The sequence below is a fragment of the Magnetococcales bacterium genome (assembly GCA_015228935.1).
Taxonomy (GTDB): Bacteria; Pseudomonadota; Magnetococcia; order Magnetococcales; family DC0425bin3; genus HA3dbin3.
Genome location: JADGCO010000117.1, coordinates 1 through 11,522, shown reverse-complemented (window position 1 = coordinate 11,522; position 11,522 = coordinate 1). Strand labels below are relative to the sequence as shown.

Annotated in this window: 8 protein-coding genes; 3 read left to right on the top strand and 5 right to left on the bottom strand. The window is 54.9% G+C overall.

The features are described 5' to 3' along the window. Window positions 1–147 precede the first annotated feature (147 nt). A complete protein-coding gene (locus HQL65_18320) occupies window positions 148–1,290 on the bottom strand; it encodes a glycosyltransferase (protein MBF0138192.1) in 1,143 nt (380 codons plus the stop codon). Between the two features lie 126 nt (window positions 1,291–1,416). Between HQL65_18320 and HQL65_18315 the strand changes: the two genes are divergently transcribed. Both HQL65_18315 and HQL65_18310 read left to right on the top strand, forming a co-directional pair. Then, the gene (locus HQL65_18315) at window positions 1,417–1,674 is read left to right on the top strand and encodes an AbrB/MazE/SpoVT family DNA-binding domain-containing protein (protein MBF0138191.1); all 258 of its coding nucleotides are present in this window, start codon (window positions 1,417–1,419) and stop codon (window positions 1,672–1,674) included. 182 nt (window positions 1,675–1,856) lie between these two features. After that, window positions 1,857–2,594, top strand: coding sequence for a class I SAM-dependent methyltransferase (locus HQL65_18310; protein ID MBF0138190.1), 738 nt, complete (start codon window positions 1,857–1,859; stop codon window positions 2,592–2,594). A 198-nt stretch (window positions 2,595–2,792) separates the two neighbouring features. On the opposite strand, the gene HQL65_18305 is transcribed toward HQL65_18310, so the two are convergent. Further along, a complete protein-coding gene (locus HQL65_18305; protein MBF0138189.1) occupies window positions 2,793–4,388 on the bottom strand; it encodes a hypothetical protein in 1,596 nt (531 codons plus the stop codon). Beyond that, window positions 4,375–6,192 (bottom strand): tetratricopeptide repeat protein, encoded by a 1,818-nt coding sequence (locus HQL65_18300; GenBank protein MBF0138188.1) that lies wholly within the window; start codon window positions 6,190–6,192, stop codon window positions 4,375–4,377. Before HQL65_18300 ends, HQL65_18305 begins: the two co-directional genes overlap by 14 nt. Window positions 6,193–6,996: 804 nt before the next feature. On the opposite strand from HQL65_18300, the gene HQL65_18295 reads away from it, so the two are divergent. Next, the gene (locus tag HQL65_18295; GenBank protein MBF0138187.1) at window positions 6,997–7,989 is read left to right on the top strand and encodes an ABC transporter substrate-binding protein; all 993 of its coding nucleotides are present in this window, start codon (window positions 6,997–6,999) and stop codon (window positions 7,987–7,989) included. A 41-nt stretch (window positions 7,990–8,030) separates the two neighbouring features. Here the strand turns inward: HQL65_18295 and HQL65_18290 are convergent, their stop codons facing one another. Together HQL65_18290 and HQL65_18285 are read right to left on the bottom strand one after the other, a co-directional pair. Next, window positions 8,031–11,003 (bottom strand): mechanosensitive ion channel, encoded by a 2,973-nt coding sequence (locus HQL65_18290; protein ID MBF0138186.1) that lies wholly within the window; start codon window positions 11,001–11,003, stop codon window positions 8,031–8,033. 25 nt (window positions 11,004–11,028) lie between these two features. Further along, window positions 11,029–11,406, bottom strand: a complete 378-nt coding sequence (locus HQL65_18285; protein ID MBF0138185.1) for a hypothetical protein — start codon at window positions 11,404–11,406, stop codon at window positions 11,029–11,031. Window positions 11,407–11,522 lie beyond the last annotated feature (116 nt).

The following is an 11,522-nucleotide window of genomic DNA, read 5'->3' as shown; positions in this document are numbered from 1 at the left end:
TGGCGGGGTTTGGGGCGGAGCCCCAACAAAGTCTTTCATGTCAAATCCTTTTTTTAAGAGGGTTCTGAATGGTTACAAAATAAATAAATCAAAATTCCAGTGGCATCCTGGTTCGAACAGGCACATTCCGGTTGCGGATGCTGGAAACTATATACGCATCGTTTCGGTCATGGCCAGTTTTTCGTGGGACAATACGGCAATCTGACTCGAATATGCAGAAAGATTCACCTGTTCCAGGTCGGGAGGCCGGTGCAGGAACTGCTCCACTTTTTGGGCCAGAGCCATGGGATTGTTCATGGGAACCAGGGCTTCCGGAAGATCGCGACCCAGAATTTCCCGGGGACCCGAAGGACAATCCGTGGCCACCACCGGGGTGCCACAAACGAGACTTTCCACCAGGACATTGGGCATTCCTTCATGGTCGGAACACAGCACCAGCAGATCGGCAGCCGCAATCCAGGGATAAGGATTGCTCTGAAAGCCAATGATTTGCACCCGATCTGCCAGACCTTGTCCGGCAATGAGGGCCTGCAAGAGGGGGTTGGGTTGGGTCATAAGCAACAGTTTATGATGGCTGGTCACCCGCTGCCAGGCTGCCAGCAAGAGGTCATGTCTCTTTTGCGGATTGAAACGACCGATATGCAGCACAAAGGGTTCGGCAGGCAAGCCCGGGACCGGTTCGCGACTCAACGCACGCATGGCGGCAAAATCAAAGGCATTGTAGATGTGTTCAATGCGCACACTGGTGAGTCCCAGGGCACCACGCAAATCTTCGGCCACGCCCTCCGAGACCGCGATCAAGGGTCGGGACCCATAAAGACGTCGGTAACGGTGCAGGCGGCGTAGTGCCTTGCGTGGATTCTGTTGTGCCAGTTTGGCGACCTCTGCCGAAAGGGTATTGGCAATTCGGCACCAATGGCGGGGAATGCCGGCCCGGATGGTCACTTCGTCGGCAAAAGGGAGGGTCGAAATCACCAGATCAAAAGGGTCTTCCTTGGCCAGACGCTGGAAATGTCTCCGCAGAAGCCAGGCCGCATATCGCCGACCCCACCACCCCTTGGAGAGACGTTTGCCGGGCCTGCTCAGCACCGATAGAGTCACCTCTGCCGGCACGACGTGGTCGCGTTTCTCTTCCAGCAAGACCATATGCACGCGATGTCCATGCCGCACCAGGGCTGCTCCCAGGTTGAGCAGCGCCTTTTCCGCACCCCCACCCGCCAGGTTGGTCACGATCAGGGCAAAGCGCATAGATTGGTTGGCCATTTTGTCATGGATGAAACGGGTCGGCATTGTGGAAGAAACCTCGCGACCATCATGCAGGAGTCGTTGCCGGGGTGAAAGGATTGCTGTGGAACTTTTGCTGTGTATCCTTTAGCATGACACCGTGCGTTATCGGTATTTGGCTGGGAGGACACCATGAGTATTGCCACCCTGACTGTGGATGGACAGATTACCATTCCGGAAAAGATCCGGGAATTGTTGCGTTTGCATCCTGGAGACCAGGTGAATTTTGTGGTGCAGGGGAACAACAGAGTATGGGTGCAGCCGGTCAGAGTGGAGTTGGATGATTTGTTTGGCAGTATGCACCGACCTGGGCAGCCTGTTCTATCCATTGAGGAGATTGACCAGGCAATTGTCGGAGCCGTCTGCGCATCTGTGGAAGACAACACTTGATTGGATTGGATACCAATGTTCTCTTGCGGTTTCTATTGAAGGACGATTCCATTCAAAGCTGGCAGGCACGGGATTTCATCCGTGTCCATTGCACTGAGGAAGTGCTGTGGGCAGGATGCAGCCACACGGTTACTTTTGATAAACGAGCATCGCGATTGAAGACATTCAGGAAATTATAACAGATGCCTCCCCTTGAACATCACCTGGTCTGGGATGCCGACACCACCGCTCGCCTGTGGGATTTTTATGCCCGCCATGCACCCTTCAATCAGCAATATTTTGCCCTGACGCATGGGGGACATCTGCTCAATTTACTGCAACGCCACGTTTCCCTGCACAAGCGTGCCATTCTCGATTTTGGCAGTGGACCGGGCAATCTGTTCAGGCATGTTATTGCCCGCAAGCTGGATTGCCGGTATCACGCCCTGGATTTTTCCGAAAAAAGTATCCGGCAACTGCAACATGATTTTGCCGGAACTCCCCAGTTGCAGTCGGTCACGGCGGTCAGGGAGCTGCCTTCTTCCCTGGCTGCGGCCAGCATGGATGTAGTCATTGCTGTCGAAGTGATCGAACACGTCACGGCGGAACAATTAAGCGCCATGCTGACTGAATTCAAACGGATCTTGAAGCCGGGCGGTCAGGTGGTCCTCACCACTCCCAACAAGGAAAATCTGGCTGACAGCACGACCTTCTGTCCCGAGTGTGGGGCTGTTTTTCATAAATGGCAGCATTTAAGGCGTTGGGATGCTGACGCGCTGCGAGAGGTCATGACGGCCCACGGCTTTGTCAATCTCAGGGTATTGGAACTCAATCTGAAATATGTGACTGCGGACCCGTTTGGCCTCTACGGACGCCTGCGTGCTTTGTTCAATCCCAGGCACAAACGACCCCACCTGGTCTGCATCGGCTCCCATGCATGAAATCAGACTGGAAAACTGTTTAATCCCCAGGCACAAACGATCCCACCTGGTCTGCATCGGCTCCCGTCCATGAAACAGGCTGATTTCAGAATGGATTTCCATCTGGATATCGTGTTCATTTCTGCTTGTGGGGCACTCAATCAGGTCCTGAAGATGCCTGTTGTGGGGCACTCAATCAGGTCCTGAAGATGCCTGCGCTCACTGGTGGGGCACGGCAATATCCTGAAGGTGCAAGCGATCATAGGCCCGTTTCATGTCGCCACCAATGGTAGAAATTACCTCCCTCATTACAATGATATTAGGCGAATTTGGTTTTATCTGCTCGGCCTTGTGGACCCATTCAATGAACTTGTCCTCCCGTCCTTCTTCAAGAAAAACAACGGCTTTTAGCAGAATGTAATCCGTATGATCCGGGCGTAGGCGCAGGGCGGCGTCAATGTGGGTGTGCGAGGGAGGAACATTTTTCTGCTTCGAGTAGAAGCCGTGCAGCAAGGCGTGGGCATAGTGGTTGTTCTGGTTCATGCGCACGGCGTGACTCCAGACGGTTCCGGAGTTGAGCCAGGTATCCAGTTGCCGCCAGGTTACGACGGTCAGGGCGAACGTGGCCACCACGCCGAGGGCCAACAGAGAGCGCCGCCAGAAACGCTGTTGCGGCAGCATGGCTGCCCCACCCCAGACCATGGCCATCAGCAGACCCATATGGGGATAATAGACAAAACGATCAGCCATCCCCTGGTTGCCTGATTGGGCCAGGCCGGAAACCGGTACGAGACCACCCAGAAACCACAACCAGCCCACAAGCAGGTAAGGTCGGGTCCGTCGGGTCATGAAGGCGAGGGCTGTCAATACCACCATCACACCGGTTCCGGCTGCCAATTCAAGGGTGGCAGGTGGGGTCTTTTCCAGGTAAGGGTGCAGGTAAAAAATGGATAGATCACTCGGCCATACGGTTTGTCGCAAATAGGTGGCAAGGGAGATCAGAAAATTTCCAATCCGGGCGGAAAGGGGTAACACAGCCCAGGAGTGTTTCAGGTCCGGATCATCGGTACGCAACAGGGCCATGCCGGCGGCCAGGAGTACCGGCAATAATAATGGAATTTTTTCTCGTATCAGGTGTGACCATGTTGCCTGTTTCTGGCGGTCCAGTGGCCACCAGTCAAGCAGAAGAAACACCCCGGGCAGTGTCACCCACATGGGTTTGGACCAGAGGCTGCACATGAGCAACGGGAAAATCAGGAGATAATGGGGGTTGTGCCACCAGGAGCCGGAGGGGGGGAGGGGGGTTGCCCGGCGCGTTTCGACATACAGGATGTACTGCCACAAGGCCAGCAAACCGAAAAATGCCGCCAGAACCTCTTTGCGTTCCACCACCCAGGCGACGGCTTCGACATGTTGGGGATGGACAGCAAACAAGGTCGCCACCCAGGCACTTTCCCAAAACCGATTGGTCAGGCGACGGAAAAGATGGAACAACAGCAGTGTATTGGCCATGTGGAACAGCACATTGACCAAATGGAAACCTGCTGCATGGTGGCCGAACAGGGTGACATCAAGCATCAGGGAGAGATGGGTCATGGGGATCCAGAACCCACCCTGGGTGTTGTCCAGGGCAAAGGCCCAGCGAATTCCTTCCAGAGTCAGTCCAGATATGACATGGGGATTGTTTTCGATATATTGTGGATCATCCAGGTTGATGAAATCGAAGAAGACCGACTTGACGAACAGCAGGAGCGTGCCGACGGCCAGTATTTGGGCCATGCGTCTTGCGCTGGATATTTTGTCAGGCTCTGCCATGCGTCTCTCCTGGTTGTATATTGCCTGACAACGTTTCTAACGCGGCGACCAGTTGTTCGACGACGCCGGACCAATCAGGCCAGGCTTCCTGACGGAACAGCCGCATGCTTTTGGGATACCAGGGGGAATCGGGGCGTTGTGTCAGCCAGCGCCAATCCGTGCCGATGCTGGACAACAAGACCCAGCAGGGTTGTCCCAGGGCACCACACAGGTGGGCCACTGCCGTATCGACCGTGATCACCAGGTCCAGAAGCGTCACGATGGCTGCCGTGTCGGCAAAATCCGCAAGGCGTCCTCCCGGACCCGGCAAAGGTTGCCCGGGAGCTGTCGAGGTGATCACGTCGCCATCAGCGGCCATCTGCAAGCTGATGAACACCACATCGGCCACTTGCCAGAGGGGTGCCAGTGTGGCGAGATCCGGCAGGGAACGGTGCGCGTCGTGTTCATGAAGGGGACTTCCTTTCCAGACCAGACCGACCCGGCGTCGGCCTGGGGGAAGCCGGGCCGCCCAATGGGCCAAACGGTCGGGTTGGGGGTGCAGATAGGGAATTGTTGCGGGAATGGTGGCCAGAGTGGTGCCGAGCTGATGTGGCAAGGCCAGCAGGAAAGTGCCCAAATCCTGGGATGATAAAATCTCTTTCCGGGCCAGGCATTGACTGGGCGTGACGATCTGATCCACACCGGCCAGGGTGGTCAGCAATCCGGTTACAGCCTCCTGGCAAACCAGGGTCAGGTGGCGCACTCCTTGAGCCTTGAGCAGGGGCAGGTATCGACAAAATTGAATTTCATCGCCCAACCCCTGTTCGCCGACAACCAGCAAGGATTTTCCGGTGAGATTTTCCCCCTGCCACAGGGGTGGCATGGCCAGGCCGGCAGCCCAGGGCAATCCTGCCAGACCCGCACCATGAAAGGCACGGTCATACAACGGCCAACCAGCGGCAAAATCTCCCCGGGTCAGCAGGAGCAGACCCAGATTTTGCACGGCTTCGATACGCTCCGGCTCCAGGTGCAGGGCCTCCCGCAGGGCACCTTCGGCGGCGTCAAAATGGCGCATCTCCTTTAATAAGGTCCCGAGATTATAGAGGGTTTTGGCATCCTGGGGACGCAGGCGCAAGGCGGTGCGATAGGCAGATTCGGCCTCCGCATGGCGCAAGAGAGACTTGAGCAGACCGCCCAGATTGTTCCACGCTTCGGCAAAACCCGGTTGCAGGCGCAGGGTTTCGCGATAGGCGGCCTCGGCCTCGGCCAGGCGGTCCCGGTCGCGCAGCAGATTGCCGTAATTGAAACAGGCTTCGGCATACGCCGGTGCCACGCGCAGTGCCTCCTGATAGGCGGTTTCGGCGGCGTCTTGACGGTTCAACTCCTGCAAAAGTCCACCGAGATTGTTCCAGGCTTCGGGAAACTCCGGCATCCAGCGCAAGGCCTGCCGAAAGCTGGCTTCCGCAGCATCCATCTGTCCCAGATGCCGGTAGACATTGCCCAGATTGTTGTGGGCCTCGGCATGGTCCGGAACCAGAGCGATGGCCTGCAAGATGCTTTGCACGGCTTCTTTGTGGTGCCCAGTCTGATGGTGCAGCACACCGAGCAGATGGAGGGTATCGGCATGGTTTGGCAAGATGGCGAGGATTTGTCGATAAAGTGCCTCGGCAGCCGGCCATTGACCGGTTTGATGGTGGTCCAGGGCCTCGGCAAACCGGGCGTTACACCAGGAGAGCGTTCTGGCGGATATGGCCGTGACAGGCTCCTTGTCTTTGCCTGCCCGGCGATTTTGTTTGCCGGCTGCTCGTCGTTCTTTTCTGTTCATGAAACAAGCCCTTGTCCCTTTTGTCAGCCGCAATCCGGATGGCACATTGCAGGCGACGTCAACCAGCCGTGCAGCCGGCAGCACCGATCCTGTTCTGCCGTACCTCGGCAGAAGTTTAGCATGTCAGGAAACGAGGGGAAGGAGAAGTCGAGAGTATTTTTACGGGGCGGAGGAGGGGAGAGGGGGGAGTGCGGGTGATCCCGTTGCACACATCCTGATCCGAAAATTCAGTGTCGATACAAGGAGGTGTTTTTCACGAAAGGTGCAACAAGGATCACCGCTCTTTTGCAAGGAAACTCTTTCTCTCTTTTTTCAGAGTCGGAAAGCGCATAATCCCGTCACACAGTGCCTGAACTTTTTTGTCCAACGAATTGGGTCACAAGTGATTCTCGGGGTGTGCAACCGGGTTTACCGCGTCCGCATGCCAATAATTAAGCAAATGACGTGCCATAATAGTTATTCTGGATTGATTGATATGAAAAATATTGTTATTAAACATGAATCGACACGATAAACCCTCTTTGCGTCTGCTGTCTGATATATACTCCCGGGAAACGAATGCCGGGTTTGTGACACTCATGGTCACCATTGACCCGTGTCGATGTCAATTGAAACACCCCAAAATTTTTGAAAAAAGATACTGTCCCTGGGAGAGAAGGCAGGTGTACGATCCACAGTGGTCGGCGGAGAATGTGGTCCAGCAAAAAAAGGGGAAAGTCCATGCCTCGGATCATGAATGGTTTTTCGGAGTCAGTTCATACCTCTGTCGCAATCCGGATAATTATTCATATCATATGCGGATTGTTGAACTTTTGCCTGTGGCTCTCGTTGGCCCAGGCTGATGAGGTCACCCGCATACCCATTAAAATCAGTGTTCCGGGGCCACGCAATCTTTCCTATCTGCCCGTGGATTTGATCGTACCCCTCGGTGCGGACCGCGCCGAGGGGCTGGAAGTGATTCTCACGTATACAGGTGGTGGTGGCGTGGCACTCCAGCAGATGGCCAACGGGACAAGCGATTGTGCTGTTGCCGGCATGCCAGCCCATTTATCCCTCAAGGCACGTGGTGGCGAGATTGTCACGTTGGCGGCGGTGAATGATGACCCCCTTTTTGTCCTGATGGTTCATTCTGATCTGGCTGGTATCATTCGGACTCCGGCTGATCTCAGAGGCCATGTGGTCGGCGTCAATTCCAGCTCCGTGGTCAGTAAAACCACTTCCCAACAGTTGGCTGAACTGATCCTCAAAAACGATGGTCTGGATTTGCAGGATGTCAAGATTGTCCCCGCCGGTCAAAGTTGGCAAGAACAATCCACGGCAATCATCAGCCACAAAGTCGATGCCATCATGGGTGATGAGCCTTTTGCCTCGCGTCTCCAGGACGAAGGAAAGGTGTTTTTTCTGGTCAATCTGGCGGATCCTGCCACCACCCGGCGACTGCCCGGCGGCAATTTTTTGCACGCTGCCCTGGCCTGTCGCCCGGATACGGTCAAGCGCGAACCTGAGAAGATCAAACGTCTGGTAGCTGTCTTGCGCCGGGTCCTGACCTGGATCACCGCCCATCCCCCGGAACAGTTGGTCACCCTCCTGGGCGTAGACAACCAGGAAGAGCGGCGTTCCCTGACCAAGGCCTTGAAAAAATATCCCAACATGTACAGCAAGGATGGCAAATTTTCCACCCGCCAGATTCAGGAAACCCAAACCTTTTTCCGCAACGCCAACAGCCAGGATCCGGCAGCGCGTGCCCTGGTGGTCGAAAGCATGGTGGAGGATCGTTGGGCCGGGCGCAGGGATTAAATATCTGATACCTGGTTGCAATCAAAAAAAACCAGGAGTTATCATATGCTTTTCGTCGATCCGGTGCCAGGGCAGGTGGTGCAGGTTCGCACGAGAATCTCCCTCTGCGGGAAGGGAATGACAATTCCTTCCCGGGAAAATGCCGCGTTGATCAGGGTATTGAGGCGGTCCTGCATGTTGGGCAACAGATCCGGCAGCGAGAGAAACACCCATAGTTCAAAGTTCAGCGAACTGTCTGCATGGCTCCGGAACAACACCTCGGGCGGTGGTGTTGCCATGATTTCCGGCTGCTGCCGGGCCAGGTCGAGGAGAATCTGGCGGACCTTTTCGACATTTGAGCCATAGGCCACACCAATGGGAATGACCAGGCGAATGTTGGTATTGGAGAGGGTCCAGTTGGTCACTTGCCGGGTGATGAGCTCCCGATTGGGAATCAATATTTCCTGGTGATCACGATTTTGTACCCGGGTGGCGCGAATATTGATCTGGGTGACTGTTCCGGTCACATCTCCCACGGTGACCCAATCCCTGACCCGAATGGGCCGTTCCACAAGAAGAATGATGCCACTGACAAAATTGGCCACAATCTCCTGCAAACCAAATCCCAGACCAACACCCATGGCCACCAGCCAGCCAACCCGGCTTGGATCCAGACGCAGCCAGGAGACTGCCGTCATGACGCCAATCAAAAACAGCGAATAGCGGGTGATCGTCACCACGGCATATTGCGACCCTTCAGCCACCTGCCAGCGGGAAAATATCATCAGATGCAACAGACCCGGCAGGTTGGCCAACAACCAGAAGGTCAGAAAGAGAGCCAGGACAAAACGCACCAGATCGGCCACGGTGACAAATTCAATTTTTCCTTCAATGCCGGTGACGCTGTACAGATTGATTCGACTCAATGCGGTCAGGGCCTGTTCGTTCACGCCCCAATAGGTGGCCAGCAGAAACAGACCGGTCAAGATCAGGAACAGGTGTATGAAGTGGCGCAGGTTGCCAGGCAGACTGGAATTTTGCAGGTTTGTTGCGGTGCTTCCTTCCATGGATTGGCGGTTGTTTCCCCAGCGGTCCAGGATCTGGTCCAGGACGCGACTCATTCCCATGAGAATCAACATTGTCAGCAGCGTCAACACACCATTCCGGGCCAAATGCGCCGCACCGAAGCGATAGCCGGCCACATCCAGACCCATGACAACCGTCAAAAGCATCAACCAGATCCAGGCCAGCCACGGGTGCCGCAAAATCAAATATTTTTTTTGCAGGGTCTGATCCGCATCGCCGACCTTTGCCAGCAAATATCGAATCAAAGGCGATGCAGGTCGAACCAATAAATAAAAGGCCAGGGCCAGGGCCATTTCAAACAGCGTAAAAAATATTCGTGGCAAGACCCGAAAAGCGAAGGGAGAGCCATCCAGGATTACCCAGGGCAGCCAGAAAAAAAGAGCGGCCCACAAACTCATCTGCATGGCTGTCTGCAACGTGTGCAGGAGATCTTTTGGAACTGCCAGGCCAAACCGGGCATGATGGGTCATTTCCACAAAATGTCCCTTCAGGGACCACAAAAAAACCAGCAGGGCCAGATGGATCGTTCCTCTTTCCAGCAGGTCTCCATAAACCGGGGGCTGGGCCAGATTGATCAGCAGGGGCACTGTCACCAACAACCAGATCGGTGCCAGTGAGGCCTGCATGACTCCGAGCAAAAACGGACGCCAATCCATGCTTTCAAGCTTGTCCTTGGCCAGCTCCAAAGCCACTGCCTGATATTTTTGTCGCAAGCGATGCCGGCCATAAAACAAAACGCCAGGCAACAAGATCAACACCACCCCGGCGAACAGAAACCCTTCCTTGTTGGTGAGCAATAGAAGCAATCCCTGCCAGTTTTCCGGATCCACGATGCGTTGCATCTCCTGACGCAGGGCACGCGGATTGTCTGTGGCCACCACTTCCGTGAAAGCAGCCTGCAACAATCTGCCACCCAGAGGATCGGCATCCTGTATCCAAAAAACATTTGCAATAACAAATGCTTCCAATTCAGTAAGAATGTTGTGGCGTTCGCGGGGCAGCAGCACGAGACGCTGCCATTCAACCGAAACTTCGAAGGCAAAGCGTTTTTCTTCGGTCAGGGTATGCCGAAGGGCATCGAGCAGGAGCTGGCTTTGTTGGCTGAATGCTGCGCGTTGCAATTCCGATCCACGGTGCATCAGGATTGCCTGATCCCGGTGCCACTCGTCATCGAGTGAGGTCAGACGGGTGGCAATTTCAAAGCGTCGTTCCTGGATTTTCTCCTGTTGTTTTTCCAAAACCGATGGAATGGCATTCCCCAGATCCCGACGCCGTTGTTTGAGCAGACGATAGGAGCTTTTCAGCATATCGGCAGCCGGCCCCTGGGTTCCGTATTGCTGGACAAGGGTTTTCAGATTGTCCAATTCGGATTTTTCCGCCTGCAAGCGTTTTTCCTGTTCCGATATTTCGCGCACGATACCGGAGCGCACCTGTTGCAAGTCGGCAATGTTGCGTTGTGCCTGGAGATTTTCTGTTTCCAGACGGGTAAGCCATTTTTGTTGCGGGGTATGCGCCGACTCTTCGGCCTGAAGTTTTTTCTGGAGTTCGGCATTTTTCTCCTGCCGATCCCGTTCGAGATGCAGATCCAGGGCTTCCTGGTAAAGAGTGAACCGCTTTTGTTCCAGACCCAGGATCAGTCTGGCCAATTCGACCTGTTTTTCGCGACGGGGCATGGCCAATTTTTCATACAACTCTTCGGCCTGCAAGCGGGCAATCTGCTCCTGGGCTGTTCTTTGTTCCAGTTCCGCGTTACCCATCTGCAAATCATGGACAGGTTTGCCACCGGTGACTGCCTTGTCCAGCAATTTGGCCATTTTGCCAATGGTGTCGGCTGCCTCCTGGGACCTTTCCTTGGCGTGTAATATTTTTTGTGGATTTTCCTGCAACAGTTGTTGCGCCTGTTTCAGGGCTGTGGAGGCGTTTTCCGCCTCGCGGTTCCGTTCTGTCAAAATGTCCTGGATTTTTTGGAATGCTTCAGGGGTTGGATTTTCTGGAACCGGTGGTATGAAATTCAATCCTTTTGCGCAAGGCCGCCCGCCGTTGCCCGTCACCGCTCTCCGGAGTGACATCCGCCGCAATGCCATCGGCCTCTTTGGTCAGCAACTCGATCACCAACCGAATCTGTTCCACCTGCGGCGCTTTCAATTTCCAAAGCGGAGTTGTCGCCACCAGTGGATCCGGGACCAATTCGGCATTTTTTTTCGGGTTGAGAACTGCCCGGTCGGGGGTCGTTCGGTCAAGAGTCGTTCGCGGGGCCGGCCCTTTTTCGGCAGCCGCCATCGGTATCGGCCAGGAAATCAGCCAAAGTATCGATAAGATGAGCAAAACGGATTTGCGCACAAGAAAGTCCATGTCAATTTGTAACTATTCAGCCATCCCATTCAAAACGGTAACTGTTCATCATCCGGCAACAAACCGGGGTCCAGGGGGCTGGCGACCGGACAGGTCCAGGACGGAGTCCTGGTGGG

Bases quoted from the DNA above. Each gene is read 5' to 3' on its own strand.
- HQL65_18320 (MBF0138192.1), bottom strand. From the start codon at position 1,290: ATGCCGACCCGTTTCATCCATGACAAAATGGCCAACCAATCTATGCGC.
- HQL65_18315 (MBF0138191.1), top strand. From the start codon at position 1,417: ATGAGTATTGCCACCCTGACTGTGGATGGACAGATTACCATTCCGGAA.
- HQL65_18310 (MBF0138190.1), top strand. From the start codon at position 1,857: ATGCCTCCCCTTGAACATCACCTGGTCTGGGATGCCGACACCACCGCT.
- HQL65_18305 (MBF0138189.1), bottom strand. From the start codon at position 4,388: ATGGCAGAGCCTGACAAAATATCCAGCGCAAGACGCATGGCCCAAATA.
- HQL65_18300 (MBF0138188.1), bottom strand. From the start codon at position 6,192: ATGAACAGAAAAGAACGACGAGCAGCCGGCAAACAAAATCGCCGGGCA.
- HQL65_18285 (MBF0138185.1), bottom strand. From the start codon at position 11,406: ATGGACTTTCTTGTGCGCAAATCCGTTTTGCTCATCTTATCGATACTT.